We start from the raw sequence: 14307 nt of genomic DNA on the forward strand, positions 1-14307 counted from the left end.
TAGATTTCTAACATTACTACACTTTCCAAATACACAACTTAAAAAGCTATCGAACCCGATAGCTCTTTAAGTTGTAAACCACTATAAAGAAAACTTCTACTATATATACTTCCTTAATTTTTCTAAATCCTCATAAATCAAATCCAACAAGCCTCTATTATAAAAAATTGATGCTGGATGAAATGTCGGAAAAATATTATATATCTTCTCGGTCCATATAAAATCTGTACTTTGATTATTTTTTAGTCTTCGTACTGGCTGCTGCAATAATTGCCCATGAACATCAGTAATCTTTTTATCTGGTCCCACTAAACGCTTTAATGCAATATTTCCAAGTGTGACAATAACCGGTGCTTGCACATGTTCCATCTCATAATCTAACAAAGGAGCATGTACAAGTATTTCTCTCTGATTTGGGGTTCGATTATATTTCTTCTGAGCAACTTGCCCGCTCCGCTCTCTTTTCTCTCTCCATATATAAGGCCGGCTACGTACAGTGCTCGTAATATATACGTCTTCCCTTGTAAGGCCGATACGTTCTAAAAATCCCATTAACTCCTTACCTGCTCTTCCACTAAACGGAATGCCATTATGAATTTCTGTTTCTCCTGGCGCTTCTCCAACAAGCATTAGTTTCGGATTTTCAGGACCTTGTCCACATAAAAAACCTTCTAATGGATAGGGAGCACTAAGTTTTTTCACATGCAGTACTAATGAATCTGGATATTGCATTTCCATCACCTTCACTCATAATCACTTTACCTATGCTTCTTATTATTATAACTTGCTCTTTAAATTTCATTATGCTACTTTTTATCAATTTACAATAATAAACAAATTATAAAACAAAATTCATCGCTTCTCTCTGAAACTTAAGGCTTAAGTCTTACTGTCCACAAATAGCGGGATAAAGAAAAAGACTATCGAAATCGATAGTCTTTAATCATCGCTACGCTGCATCCCTGTATAAACTAATACTAGACGAAGCAATTCAAATACCGCTACTGCCGCCGCTGCAACATATGTTAAAGCTGCTGCATTTAATACTTTACGTGCTTGCCCATATTCGTCTGTTGATACAATTCCAAGTGCTTCAATTTGCTGCATTGCACGTTTGGAAGCATCAAACTCAACCGGCAATGTAACGAGCTGGAAAACTACACCTGCTGCCATTAAAATAATCCCTAGTAACAATAGCTTTGTCATCGATGCAAATATACCAATCATAATGAACACCCATGACATGTTCGATCCGAAGCTTGCAACTGGAACTAAAGAATGACGAAAACGCATAAACTTATAATCTTTCGCATCTTGAATCGCATGCCCTACTTCATGAGCTGCTACAGCTGTTCCAGCAACTGAATGACCATAATAGTTATCAGTTGACAAGCGAACCGTTTTGGCTGTTGGGTCATAGTGGTCTGACAAATGCCCTGGTGTTTCTTCCACAGCTATGTTATACAAACCATTTTCATCTAAAATTTTCCGAGCTACTTCCGCTCCTGTCATACCCGATGTTGAATACACCTGTGAATATTTGCTATAAGCACTGCGTACTTTTGACTGTGCATACAACGGTATGATCATAATGATCGCGAAATAAACTAAATAAAAAGCCATTATGAACCTCCATTGAAGTCGTAATTGTAGTACTATCCATTCTATTTTCTTCTTTATATATTGTCAATAAAGAAACCTTACAATCCTTGTCTATATTAGTGATCTTATCGATTTTTAGAATGTATCCCACTGGTACGCTTCGCTTTCTCTCCCTTATATTTTCTCCAACCAACGTACGTTAATGTAAAGAAAATAAGTCCACCTGTAATTGTCATAAACCATATGAGAGAAGAGTCCACTTCATCTTTCTTTGCTGTTTGAAATATTTTTTGTAAATCTCCTTTTATAATCCCTACTTGCATTTGTCCACTTTTATTTTTTAACATCACATTACGAAATTCATCCAAATACGATAAATGCGCATTTACACGCTGTGATTGATTTTCCGGCAATGCAATCATTAAACTTGGATAAATCACATCAAATTCATGCAAAAATGTATTTAATGATTGTTGGAATCGTTCATCATCTTCTGTTTGAAGTGCCTTTTCAACTTTAGCAAAAGCCCCCATAACACGTCCTTCTCGTTCTATCCAAAGCGGTTGATACTTAGATACTTCCGCATCTACCACCAATTGTAGTGCCAATACATCATCTATTTTTATTTGCTGATCTAAACTTTCTTCCCCAAGCGATCGCTGTGCCCTGTCATACGCTAAAGAGATTACCCGAAAATGCATGGGTGTTAGTTTATTTTCCTTTTCATTCTCCCGCAATACAAATTGTTCTGAAAAATGTTGCAATACTTGCGTTGCTTTCTTATATTCTTCTTGTTTTACAAGTTGCAAGGAATCATCTAATAGCCCCGTTAACTCATTCCATTTTTCAGCGTATATACGTACTGGAAACAATATAATCAGAAATGCTATCATTCCAATTAAGACTCTCTTCATTCCGGTCCCCCCTATAACTACTAGTACAAAATATGTTAAGGTGGACAAGAATAGAACAGAACGAAACCGAAAAATATTTTATGAATAAAGATTTTCCATTGAAGACTTCCGCTTTTTTAATAAATATCTATACATACAATAACAAAAAGCACTCCCACATAAAATCAATATTAAAATTACACATGCTGCATGCATAAAAAACTGTTCTGGTAGCATTAAAATAATAGGGTCTGTTTCACTATCAAATTGCCAATAATCATTGCTAAAAAGAAGTTTATGGAATAGTACAAAACTCTTTTCAAAATTAATTGCAATAGGCAACGTAAGCGCAATCGGAAATATAATGGTCAAAATTGCACCATGTAATAAAAACTTCATCTTTCGTTTACGCAATAAATACCCCCCGCCCAATAAAGCAATACTGAGCGCCATACACATCCCGTATTGAATCTTCACTAAAATATTTTTCACATCAACAAAATGAATTCTTCCACTTGTTGACATATCTAGTGTAGGCAATTGTAATGATTCATGATAAAAAGGAGAAAGGTATGTCATCAGTACATCATAGTTCTTCTTAATTTCTGATTCTGTCATATTTGCTAAATCTGATATATTTAAAAAATGTATATCTGCATAATATAACCATTTCCCATATACAACAATTGTAGTTGCAATAGCAAAAATAGAAAATGCTATACAGTATGAGACAATAGTAGTTATCAAACGATCGAATATTCTTACACCTATCTTATTTTTATTCATTTTCTTTCCCCAATCCCTCATCTAATTTCATAACGAAAACTGTTTTCGATTTTTTCTCAAACAACAATAGTATGTAATAGCTAATACAACAATACTTAGCCAAAATGTAAAGTAACCAATCTGTTCTACAAACAAATGCATAATACCATATCTCGGCATTTGCCAAAACAAATAGTCGATTACATCATTATGTAACGTCCATATACCTGCTACAATAAAATGCCACTTTTTTATACGGTAAAACGGGGCATATAATAAACCTTGTATAGCCATTGCAAAATGAGAAAGCACCAACATATAACTTATAAACTCAAGATTTCCCTTAACCATAAACATAATGCCATTTACAACAACAGCCCAAATACCATATTTCATTAAGGAAACGATTGCCAAAGCTTCTATTAGTCCCCAATTTTTATTACACAAAAAGGCTAGTAATACAAAAACAAAGAAGAAACTTGCAATAGGGCTATCAGGAACAAATGGCCAGAATATCAATGAAGTTTCCATCAATTGATCTCCATACCAAATAAAACCATATATTGTCCCTAAAATGTTAATGATGAACAAAAGTAGTAAAACCGAACGCTGTCTTAATAACGCATACACGTAGACCAATATGTATATACAACACCTTTCAAACAAAGTAACTTTTTTATTCTCTAAAACGCTATGCTTTTATTATAGCAAACTTTGTGTTACAAACAGAAAGGCTGACTACAAATTCGTAGTCAGCCTTCAATTATTTTTTATTATATTTCGTAATAAATTCTGAGAGCTTCTTCAACTCCTCATCTGTGCCCTTAAATACGCCTTTAGGCATCGCACCTTTTCCATCTTTCGCAATCTTTGCAATTTCTTCTGGTTTTAATGCTAAATTCTGCAGCGCTGGCGCCGCTGCACCACCTTGCAAGTTATCACCATGACATGTTAAACATGTATTTTTTTGCATCAATTTATAACCTTCATCATTTTTATCTACTGGTGTCGTTTTCACAATTGCACCTTGTTTTTTTGCAGCTTCCCAGTCATGATGTGCCACAGACTCCCATGTTAAAAAGATGATAGAAGCAATTGCTAAAAGCATGAATCCAGTTGCAACTGGACGTTTCAATGGACGTCTTTCAGGACCTCGATCGAGAAATGGCGCCAATAGTAATGCTCCAAATGCAATCCCTGGCATAATAAACGCGCCGATTACAGTAAATGAGCCTGATGCATATGAGTACTTTAAAAGCTGATACAGAAATAAGAAATACCAGTCTGGAAGTGGTATATATCCTGCATCTGTAGGATCCGCCATTCTCTCAAGTGGCGACGGATGCGCCACCGTTAAACATAAATAACCGATTAAAAAAACCGCACCAACCATCCATTCTTTCAACAAGAAGTTCGGCCAAAACGCTTCTGTTTTCCCTGGGTATTCAGAATAATCTTTCGGGATATTCGGTTTACGTGCTACAGGTACTCGTGAATCTCCCACAAACTTCATCCCTTTGCCGCGATGCATAATCTCCCTCCTTCAATTCAGTTTTTCTCCTATTCTTTCAAATTAGCAATCTCTTACTTATAGCGGACCAGAAATACCTTGTTTGCGAATCATGATGAAGTGGAAGGCCATTAAGCCTAGAAGTGCTGCTGGTAAGAAGAAGACGTGAATAGCAAAGAAGCGAGTTAATGTTTGAGCCCCGACAATTTCGGAGTGACCAGCAAGTAATGTTTTAATATAAGGGCCGATAAGCGGTGTTTGCTCCGCAATTTGAATCCCTACTTTTGTTGCAAATAACGCTTTCATATCCCATGGTAATAAATATCCGGTAAAACCAAGACCTAGCATAACAAAGAAAATAAGAACACCGACAATCCAATTTAATTCACGAGGTTTCTTATATGCACCTTGGAAGAAAACCCTAAGTGTATGTAAAAACATCATTACAATTACAAGGCTGGCACCCCAATGGTGCATGCCACGTACAATTTGTCCATACGCAACTTCATTTTGTAAATAATAAACCGATTCCCAAGCATTTTTAATATCTGGTACATAATACATTGTTAAAAACATTCCTGACAAAATTTGAATTACAGTAACAAAAAACGTAAGTCCTCCAAAGCAGTAGACGAATGCAGAAAAGTGATGTGCTGGATTTACATGTTCGGGTACTTCATGGTCGGCAATATCACGCCATATCGGTGTAATATCTAACCGTTCGTCCACCCAATCATAAATTTTATTTAACATCTATTTCGCACCCCCTCTTGGCTTTGCTTTTCCTAAATAAAGCGTTCCATCCTTCACTTTGGATTCATACACATCAAGTGGAGCAAGAGGCGGCGTTCCCTTTATGTTTATGCCATCTTTTGTGTAACGTCCCCCGTGACATGGGCAAAAAAATTGATTAGGATGCGACTTGTCTGAATTCCAGTTAACCGTACACCCTAAATGTTTACACACTGGAGAAAACGCTACAATGTCTCCGCTTTCATCTTTATGCACCCAAGCAGATTTTGGTTCTTCGGACTTGTACCATCCATCAACCTGCTTTACCTTAAAGTCAAAGCGTTTTGGTTCTGTTGTAATCTCTTTAACTTGCGCAACAGCAACCATCTCTCCCCCCGCTTCTTTCCTTAAAACTGGATCAAGTGCAAAGCGCGTCATTGGCATTAAAATTCCAGCTGCCATAAAACCTCCTACACCTGTAAGCGTGTAGTTTAAAAATTGTCTTCTTGACACACGATGTTCTTTCTCGCTCACGAAAATTTCCCCCCTCTATCAGAAATTGTCCCCTCGTGACAAAACAGTATAAAAAAATAAAAACTAGGACACTATCATGATATAATACCCACATGCGCAGGTCAATATCATACTACTCATAATCATAAGAACTATCTGCTTATTTTTTATTTTCCCACTTTTCTGTCAATAATTCCATTATATTTTTTACATGCGCATGAATTACTTCTCTTTTCGCTTGATCACTAAATTCCTCTAGCGATAAAGCAGGTAACCAAAACAAATGACCTGGTAACGTATCTACACCCTCTTTCCATGCAAAGTCACTTGTAACATAAGCAATATGTTTCAATCCTTGCTCCTGCAAATGACTTGTCCAATCTTGTAAACGCCCTTGCTCTTGCTTTTGCTGCTCCGTTAAGTACGTAAACGGCGGTAACAAAAACACTCTTCCTTTATATTCTCTTTCTAACTCCATGCTTAAAGTTTCAATAAATTCCCCTTGCGCTACAACACTCTTCATTTCTTTTGCTACTGAAATAGAAAGAAGGGGTATAATACCAGTATCCACATACTCTCTAGCTTGTTCAAATTGCTCCGCATCTTTTACAACCCATTTCATCATAATTCCCTCCTTTGCCCATTATCCCATTCTAAATGACAGAACTTTCACTTTATATCTATTAAACCATACTAAAACAGGTAAAAAAAGAAAAACTACCTATATTAGGTAGTTTTTCTTTAAATAGTTAGAAATTTGTCAAAATTAAATAAAATGAACATTCCTTACAGGCTTTTCAATTCCTCTGTTAACTTACAAAAAGCTTCCTTATCTTGATTGTCCAGCGCTTCATCAATTTGCTTTAAAAGTCGATCTCTTCGAAATGAAAATACACTCTCTTCTAAAAATCGTTCTGCAAGTAAACGATCTTTTTCATTTACTTCAATATGCTTTGGCAAGTACGGATTTTCTTCTAATACTGCTACATAATTTGCATTTTGGAACGATGATTTAAAATTAAGTTGAATATAAATATCCTCATCTCGATTTAAACGAATGTCATGAAATGATTTTTCTGCATCCGTCGTCATAACATTTTGTTTAAAGAAGTGAAACGGTGTATCTTTCACACAATTTGCTGACATCACTAAACCACGAGGGCAATATTTTGCATGTTCTACGAAGTGGACTTTGTGCATTAATTGATCATGACTCATTAAATAATTTAAAATCCATACACATTCACGCTGTTTCAGTTGATAATTGTTTAAAAACCATTTTACAAAATCCTTCTTCTCGTTTACAGAAACAGGGGTATTCATAGCGCTCAGTCCCTCCTCTGTCTTTCTCTTTTCTTATTTAGATTCAAGAAGCAGCATTCACTTTCCTTCCAACTTATGAAAAATCCTCTAAATTATATAGCAATTCTTCGATGTGAATTTGTGTTGGATCCAGTTGTAGTAAGCGTGTAAACACTTCTTTCGCTTCCTTTCGCAATCCTTCTTCTAATAGGAAATAACCGTACTCTTCCAAGAAATCCGAATGATTCTTAAAAGAAGTATATGCACTCTCATAGTGTTTTAATGCATCAGAATACATTTCTAATTGTTTTTTCGCAAATGCCAGATCCCAAAGTAATTGTGTATCTTGTTCTCCACTATCCATTGCATTTTCTACAACAACAATTAGTTCTTCATATTTCTCTTGTTCTTTTAAGATATATGCATATTTTAATATCGCACCTAAATGTCCTGGATCAATCTGTAATGCTTTTTGAAGCAATTCTTCTGCTTCTGCTAATTTCCCTATCTTCGCTGCAATATTTGCAAGTTCTGCATAAAGAGGCACAGATAATTCATCAATTTTAATTCCTTCATGAAGTGTTTCATAGCTTTCTTGAAGCATTCCTTCTTTTTCATAACATTTAGCCAAATACATATATAAGGATGCATATTCTGGGTCTAGTTCTTTTAATTCTTTCCAAGCTCCAATCGACCTTTGATACTCTTCACCTTGATAAAGTGTAAATGCATACCCAAATAAAGAATGAATATCTTTTTGTTCTTCTAATCCTTCTTCATAGTACGTAATCGCTTCTTCCCAGTTTCCAATTGCACTTAGCGTTTCAGCTAAGCGAAGAGCAATTACAACGCCTCCCATTACTTTGTGATCAGAAAGTAATGACTGATAATAAGCAATCGCTTTTTGCTCCTCACCTTTACTGCTATAAAGTTCTGCTAGTCCAAAAGTAATAACAGGCTCTTCTGGCATCATTTCTTTTGCTTTTAATAGTTTTTGCTCTGCAACATCATCGAAGCCCTGCATTTGAAATAGATCCGCAACAAGTAGTAAAGATTGAACATACAGTTCATCGTCTTCAGAGATATCATGAAGCACTTCAATTGCCTCATCTTCTTTATCTAAATCAATATATAATTCTGCTAAAAATATTGTAAACTCACTTTCTTCTGGATATAACAAACGTAAATCTTCTGTAATCGCTAACGCTTCATCAATAAATCCAAGCGTATGATAGTAGCGAGCAATATCATACTTCTCTTCATCTGTCCCTTGTTTTACCAATTCTTTTAATTGTGTTAATCCTTTTTCCGCTTCCCCATTTTCAATATAAGAAACAGCCTGTTCAAACTTTTGCATAAATGTCTCCTTTAATTCTTATAATATTCTCTTCTGTTCATTAATCATAAACAACAGTTGTCATGTAAGCAACTCAAAGGAGCAGAAAAGAATCTTCACAGAGATTCTAGCTGCTCAAAAAAATTCGGATAAGATATAGCGACTGCGTCACCGTTTTCCATTTGCACTTCTCCTTCTGCTATACAAGACGCAATTGCAAGCATCATGCCAATGCGATGGTCCCCATGACTATTAACAATATTCCCTTGTAACTTCTGATTCCCATTAATAATCATACCATCTGGTGTCGCTTCAATTTCCGCTCCCAGTTTTCGAAGCTCATCAACAACCGTATTGATGCGATTCGTTTCTTTTACTTTTAACTCCTCTGCATCTTTAATAATTGTTGTTCCTGTCGCCTGTGTCGCCAGTAAAGCAATAATAGGAATTTCATCAATTAACCTTGGAATAAGTGAACCGCCAATTTCAATTCCTTTCAGTTCAGAAGTTTCAATTGTAATATCTCCACATGGTTCAAACTCTTCATTTCGAACATTACGAATTGAAATAAGCGCTCCCATTTCTGATAACACATCCAGAATCCCTGTTCTTGTTGGATTTAAACCAACATTTTTCAATACAAGTTTACTATTTGGTACAATTGCACCCGCTACTAAGAAAAAGGCAGCTGAAGAGACATCACCTGGAACCTCTATTTCCATTCCTACAAGCGATTGCCCCCCTTGTAAAGAAACAGTTCGCCCTTCTACATTCACTTCACAACCAAATGCACGCAGCATTCTTTCCGTATGATCACGAGATTGTAACGGTTCTATTACTGATGTCACCCCTTCTCCTTGCAATCCTGCAAGTAAAATAGCTGATTTTACCTGCGCACTTGCTACAGGAGAATGATAGTGTATACCTTTTATGTTTCCTCCACGAATCGACAACGGCGTATATTGTCCATCTTCCCGACCTTCAATTTGTGCATCCATTTCACGAAGAGGGGCTGTAACACGTTTCATAGGACGTTTTCCAATAGATTCATCCCCAATTATAGTACAATGGAAAGGAGCATTCGCTAAAATACCGAGCATGAGACGAATAGTGGTTCCTGAGTTCCCTACATCTAGCACCTCTTTCGGTTCCTGTAATCCAGCTAATCCTTTTCCATATACAATGACATCGTTACCATCTTGCTCAATCATTACTCCTAATTTCCGAAAGCAAGCAATCGTACTTAAACAGTCTTCTCCTAATAAAAAATTTGAAATTTTTGTTGTTCCCTCTGCTATCGCTCCAAACATCACAGCGCGGTGTGAAATAGATTTATCTCCAGGCACAGCAATCGTTCCATTCAAACCATTTTTCCGCCTTATGAGTCTCCTCATTTTTATCACCCCTATTAAAAATAATATATACTTTTGTACACCTATATCATCTCTATATATCCATTTTGATTTTCCAACATATAAGTCGCGGCTATGAAAACAAAAGAAGATCCCCACTCATTTTCTCTCTTTGTTTTCACTTGGCATGGGACTGAAAAAAGCTCTAACCACTTCTATGCACGACCGGATCCTCTCTCCCTCCTAAAAAGAAATGTTTATGGCAGTTTTCCAATTTGTATGTATATATCTTTATTGTACTGCTTTCCTTCTTCATCGCGCAAATATGTATAATCTAAAAGAAAACGACTCCTATAATGGGAGCCGCGCTTTTTCTTAAGAATACGTTTTTTCTTTCTTCTTTTGCTCTTTCACAAGTTCCGTCAGCAATTCAATAATCTCATCATTCTCTTCTTTTAAACCAACAGTAATACGAATACCATCTGGCAAGCCAAACGCAGCACCTGAACGAACAATATACCCTTTTCTCATTAATCTTTCAAATGCTTCATTACCGGGAATCCCAAGCCTTAAGAAGATGAAATTTGTTTGTGATGGATAGTAAAAAACGTCGTACTCCTTACAGAACGTATAATATTGATTTAATCCTTCAGCATTTTGCTTCACGCACTCTTGTAAAAATTCTTGATCTTCTATCGCTGCCAAACCAACAGCTTGCGCAATAGCTGATGTATTAAATGGTAATCTTGCTACTTCTAATTGCTGTATGAGTTTTTCATTCCCTACAGCATAACCAATACGAAAAGCAGCTAAGCCATATGCTTTTGAAAATGTACGTAACACCATGAGATTTTCATACTCTTCAAGAAGTGGCAATGTTTGTGGATACTCTTTCGCTCCTGCATATTCATAGTATGCTTCATCCATAATTACGAGTGTTGACTTCGGAACCGCCTCTAAAAATGAAAGTAATTTTTGCTTTTCTACATATGTTCCTGTTGGATTGTTCGGATTACAAATCCATACGATTTGCGTTTGTTCATCAATTTGCTTTAGCATCGTGTCCAAGTCATGAATACCATCCTTAAGTGGCACTTCACGAACCTCTGCCCCTTCAATTACAGCATGGTGATAGTATTGTGAAAATGTTGGATTTGCCATCACAACATTTGTACCTTTTTCTAATAAAGCGCGACTAATCATTTGAATTACTTCATCCAGACCGCTACCAAATAAAAGTTGCTCTGGTTTCACATGAAGGTGTGCGGCTACTTTTTCACGAAGTTCAAAAGCTGCTCCATCTGGATATAAAGCATATTGTGTGCTTAATGAAGCTAAAGCTTCCGTTACACGTTTTGAACAGCCAAACGGGTTTTCATTAGATGCTAATTTTACAATTTTAGATAATCCATATTCTCTTTTTACTTCTTCAATGTTTTTGCCAGGTACATATGCTTTCAAAGTTAACAATTGCTCTTTTACTCTCATTTTGATTCCCCCTGTCATTTTACTAGATTAGACCGCAGTACAATCGCCTTTTCTGCATGTATACACTCTACTTCATGCTGCAACTTTTTTGTCGTGACTGTCATTATCACACGAATACACTTCTGCAAAGCATTCGGTACATCTATTTCTTTTACACACATCACCGGTAATAAGTAAAGCCTTCCAAGTCGCTGCCTGAAAACATGCATTTATGTCAGCTGTTGTAGAAATTAACACCGATACAATATCAGCCGGATAGATTCCATTGTCATTTGCTATTCTCTTCACTAAACGCTCTGTTGCAGTCAATATCTCCTCAGCTTCATTATGTTCGACTGTAATCGCGCCGCGAATTGCGCGAATCAAATAGATTCCTCATCTCTTTGAAATGCTTCTAATGTAGTATGAACAGTCTCATCTGAAATAGATACGACATTCACCACCCCATATTCCTGCATAAGTACCATACGAATTATTCCTGCGTTCGCTTTTTTATCCTGCTTCATCACTTGCACAAGACGTTCTATATTTAGATTCCTTGGCATAGGTGGATAACCATACTGAGAAAACCACCGCTTAATTTCCTTATAACCAAGGTCTACTTTATAAATTTGTTCACTTAAGAATATCGCGAATAACATACCAATTGCTACTCCATCACCATGAGTAATTTCCCCATATCCCATCTCTTTTTCAAGAGCATGTCCTAATGTATGTCCAAAATTCAAGTGAGCACGCACACCTTTTTCAGTTTCGTCTTGCGCTACAATATTTGCTTTTACAGGAATTGCTCGCTGTAATATATAAATTAATTTTTCATCCCGTATATCTTCTAATGTTTTCACTTCTCGCTTTAACCAATGATATAATTCAACATCACCGATAAAAGCATGTTTAATCGCTTCAGCAAATCCTGAACGCCACTCTTTTTCCGGTAATGAATTTAAAAATGGTGTATGATATAGAACTGCTTCTGGCTGATGAAACGCTCCGATCATATTTTTTCCTAGAGGGTGATTAATGGCAACTTTTCCACCAACTGCGCTGTCATGTGCCAGTAACGTTGTTGGAACTTGAATAAAGCGAATACCGCGCATAAATGTCGCCGCAACAAAACCCGCTAAATCACCGATCATTCCTCCTCCAAGTGCAACAACTAAAGAATGTCGATCCATCCCATTTTCAAGCGCTGACGTATGAGCCGCATAAAAGTTTTCAAATGATTTTTCTTTCTCTCCACTTGGAACAACAAATGAAAAAACATGTTTTTCTACTTGCAATGCATCCATAACTTCTTCTAAATGAAATGATGCGACAGATTCATCAGAAATGACCATTACATTAGAAACAGTCGGTTCCATATTTCGAACAAGCGCTGTCAAATGTGACAACGCATCTTTTCCTACATATACATCATACTCTTTAGACTGCGTCTGAATATGTATTTTCTCCATTAAAATTCCCTCGCATATTCATTATGTTTCTTAATATTTTCACGAATACAATCCATACGATCTGCTCCAAATTGTTCCACTAGAGCTACTGCTAGTTCCCATGCAACAACTGCTTCCGCCACAACACTAGCTGCTGGTACAGCACAACTATCAGAACGTTCAATGCTCGCTGAAAAAGATTCTTTCGTATCAATATCAACACTTTGAAGCGGCTTATATAGCGTTGGAATGGGTTTCATGACGCCGCGTACGACAACCGGCATACCTGTTGTCATGCCACCTTCTAATCCACCAGCATGATTTGTTCGTCTCGTATACCCTTTTTCTTGATCCCAAAGAATTTCATCGTGTACTTGACTTCCTGGCTTATGTGCCGCTTCAAATCCAATGCCAATTTCCACACCTTTAAAAGCATTTATACTCATTACTGCCGCTGCTAATTTCGCATCGAGTTTTCGGTCATAATGCACATAGCTCCCTACTCCAATTGGCATTCCCTCTACAATCACTTCAACAATTCCACCAATAGAATCTCCACTTGTTTTTGCATCATCAATTGCCTGCATCATCTTTTTAGATGCTTCCTCATCTAAACAACGAACCGGGGATGCTTCTGTAATTTCTTGTAGTTGTTCTATTGAGTCATATGTAAGCTTTTCTGCCTGCACACCGCCAATTTCAATTACATGTCCAGCAACCTTTACACCTAACTCTGCTAAAAGTCTTTTCGCAACAGCTCCTGCTGCAACTCGAACTGTTGTTTCACGTGCTGAAGAGCGTTCAAGTACATTTCTCATATCACGGTGTCCATATTTAATTGCACCATTTAAATCAGCATGACCAGGTCTCGGTCTTGTAATTTGTCTTTTCATTTCTTTTGCTTCTTGTTCAGTTAACGGATCTACTCCCATAATCTTTGTCCAATGGGTAAAATCTCGATTTTCGACAACGAGTGCAATTGGAGACCCAAGCGTAAGTCCATGTCTAACACCACTGACAATTTGTGCTTGATCTTTTTCAATCTGCATACGTCTGCCACGTCCGTAACCTTTCTGCCTTCTTGCTAATTCTTCATTTATATCATCTGCTACTAAAGATAACCCTGCTGGAATACCTTCCAAAATTGCCGTAAGCTGCGGACCGTGAGATTCACCCGCTGTGATGTATCGCATCGGATATTCCCCTTTTCTTGTAATTATTTTATCCACATTAATGATAGGATGAGGATCTGACCGCTTCTACGCATGAGCGGATGCTCTCTCCCACCTAAAAAGAAAGGTTTTATGTCTTGTTCAAAAGTTATTCTTCCTTCATAGAAGTTTTACTTTATGTATCAATATATCATACCGGGCCTTACTTC

General features: G+C 36.8%; 15 protein-coding genes and 1 pseudogene. All 16 read right to left on the reverse strand.

The window, feature by feature from the left end; all coding sequences use genetic code 11:
- Window positions 1-99 precede the first annotated feature (99 nt).
- Entirely contained in the window at window positions 100-738 is a 639-nt protein-coding gene (locus tag MHH45_RS08595; RefSeq protein WP_016114107.1) for a uracil-DNA glycosylase, read from the reverse strand.
- Window positions 739-939: 201 nt separating this feature from the next.
- Complete coding sequence (locus tag MHH45_RS08600; RefSeq protein WP_016114106.1) at window positions 940-1623, reverse strand: zinc metallopeptidase; 684 nt, start codon at window positions 1621-1623, stop codon at window positions 940-942.
- A 104-nt stretch (window positions 1624-1727) separates the two neighbouring features.
- Window positions 1728-2516 carry a sporulation protein YpjB gene (ypjB, locus tag MHH45_RS08605; protein WP_088094036.1) on the reverse strand — a complete coding sequence of 263 codons (789 nt, stop codon included), beginning with the start codon at window positions 2514-2516 and terminating at the stop codon, window positions 1728-1730.
- 78 nt (window positions 2517-2594) lie between these two features.
- Window positions 2595-3281, reverse strand: coding sequence for a lipoprotein intramolecular transacylase Lit (lit, locus tag MHH45_RS08610; protein ID WP_016114104.1), 687 nt, complete (start codon window positions 3279-3281; stop codon window positions 2595-2597).
- Window positions 3282-3308: 27 nt separating this feature from the next.
- Entirely contained in the window at window positions 3309-3899 is a 591-nt protein-coding gene (locus tag MHH45_RS08615) for a DUF1405 domain-containing protein (protein ID WP_033671036.1), read from the reverse strand.
- Window positions 3900-4023: 124 nt separating this feature from the next.
- Window positions 4024-4791: a menaquinol-cytochrome c reductase cytochrome b/c subunit gene (qcrC, locus tag MHH45_RS08620; protein ID WP_016114102.1), complete on the reverse strand. Its 768-nt coding sequence runs from the start codon at window positions 4789-4791 to the stop codon at window positions 4024-4026.
- A gap of 57 nt (window positions 4792-4848) precedes the next feature.
- Window positions 4849-5523 carry a menaquinol-cytochrome c reductase cytochrome b subunit gene (gene qcrB, locus MHH45_RS08625; protein ID WP_000932700.1) on the reverse strand — a complete coding sequence of 225 codons (675 nt, stop codon included), beginning with the start codon at window positions 5521-5523 and terminating at the stop codon, window positions 4849-4851.
- Window positions 5524-6036, reverse strand: a complete 513-nt coding sequence (gene qcrA, locus MHH45_RS08630) for a menaquinol-cytochrome c reductase iron-sulfur subunit (RefSeq protein ID WP_003196349.1) — start codon at window positions 6034-6036, stop codon at window positions 5524-5526.
- A 139-nt stretch (window positions 6037-6175) separates the two neighbouring features.
- Entirely contained in the window at window positions 6176-6637 is a 462-nt protein-coding gene (locus MHH45_RS08635) for a YpiF family protein (RefSeq protein ID WP_088094035.1), read from the reverse strand.
- A gap of 164 nt (window positions 6638-6801) precedes the next feature.
- Entirely contained in the window at window positions 6802-7338 is a 537-nt protein-coding gene (locus MHH45_RS08640) for a ReoY family proteolytic degradation factor (RefSeq protein ID WP_003206504.1), read from the reverse strand.
- Window positions 7339-7411: 73 nt separating this feature from the next.
- Window positions 7412-8674: a tetratricopeptide repeat protein gene (locus MHH45_RS08645; RefSeq protein ID WP_016114100.1), complete on the reverse strand. Its 1263-nt coding sequence runs from the start codon at window positions 8672-8674 to the stop codon at window positions 7412-7414.
- Between the two features lie 95 nt (window positions 8675-8769).
- Complete coding sequence (aroA, locus tag MHH45_RS08650; protein WP_445290630.1) at window positions 8770-10053, reverse strand: 3-phosphoshikimate 1-carboxyvinyltransferase; 1284 nt, start codon at window positions 10051-10053, stop codon at window positions 8770-8772.
- A gap of 327 nt (window positions 10054-10380) precedes the next feature.
- Entirely contained in the window at window positions 10381-11493 is a 1113-nt protein-coding gene (gene hisC, locus MHH45_RS08655) for a histidinol-phosphate transaminase (protein WP_088094033.1), read from the reverse strand.
- Between the two features lie 14 nt (window positions 11494-11507).
- Window positions 11508-11859: pseudogene (gene aroH / locus MHH45_RS28045) on the reverse strand (chorismate mutase).
- Complete coding sequence (gene aroB, locus MHH45_RS08670; protein WP_016114096.1) at window positions 11856-12947, reverse strand: 3-dehydroquinate synthase; 1092 nt, start codon at window positions 12945-12947, stop codon at window positions 11856-11858. Before aroB ends, aroH begins: the two are co-directional and overlap by 4 nt.
- Window positions 12947-14119 carry a chorismate synthase gene (gene aroC / locus MHH45_RS08675; protein WP_016114095.1) on the reverse strand — a complete coding sequence of 391 codons (1173 nt, stop codon included), beginning with the start codon at window positions 14117-14119 and terminating at the stop codon, window positions 12947-12949. The genes aroB and aroC overlap by 1 nt, the downstream gene beginning before the upstream one ends.
- Window positions 14120-14307: the final 188 nt, after the last annotated feature.

This window comes from Bacillus sp. FSL K6-0042 (assembly GCF_038006685.1).
Classification (GTDB): domain Bacteria; phylum Bacillota; class Bacilli; order Bacillales; family Bacillaceae_G; genus Bacillus_A; species Bacillus_A pseudomycoides.

Bases quoted from the DNA above. Each gene is read 5' to 3' on its own strand.
- MHH45_RS08595 (WP_016114107.1), bottom strand. From the start codon at position 738: ATGGAAATGCAATATCCAGATTCATTAGTACTGCATGTGAAAAAACTT.
- MHH45_RS08600 (WP_016114106.1), bottom strand. From the start codon at position 1,623: ATGGCTTTTTATTTAGTTTATTTCGCGATCATTATGATCATACCGTTG.
- ypjB (WP_088094036.1), bottom strand. From the start codon at position 2,516: ATGAAGAGAGTCTTAATTGGAATGATAGCATTTCTGATTATATTGTTT.
- lit (WP_016114104.1), bottom strand. From the start codon at position 3,281: ATGAATAAAAATAAGATAGGTGTAAGAATATTCGATCGTTTGATAACT.
- qcrC (WP_016114102.1), bottom strand. From the start codon at position 4,791: ATGCATCGCGGCAAAGGGATGAAGTTTGTGGGAGATTCACGAGTACCT.
- qcrB (WP_000932700.1), bottom strand. From the start codon at position 5,523: ATGTTAAATAAAATTTATGATTGGGTGGACGAACGGTTAGATATTACA.
- MHH45_RS08635 (WP_088094035.1), bottom strand. From the start codon at position 6,637: ATGAAATGGGTTGTAAAAGATGCGGAGCAATTTGAACAAGCTAGAGAG.
- MHH45_RS08640 (WP_003206504.1), bottom strand. From the start codon at position 7,338: ATGAATACCCCTGTTTCTGTAAACGAGAAGAAGGATTTTGTAAAATGG.
- MHH45_RS08645 (WP_016114100.1), bottom strand. From the start codon at position 8,674: ATGCAAAAGTTTGAACAGGCTGTTTCTTATATTGAAAATGGGGAAGCG.
- hisC (WP_088094033.1), bottom strand. From the start codon at position 11,493: ATGAGAGTAAAAGAGCAATTGTTAACTTTGAAAGCATATGTACCTGGC.
- aroB (WP_016114096.1), bottom strand. From the start codon at position 12,947: ATGGAGAAAATACATATTCAGACGCAGTCTAAAGAGTATGATGTATAT.
- aroC (WP_016114095.1), bottom strand. From the start codon at position 14,119: ATGCGATACATCACAGCGGGTGAATCTCACGGTCCGCAGCTTACGGCA.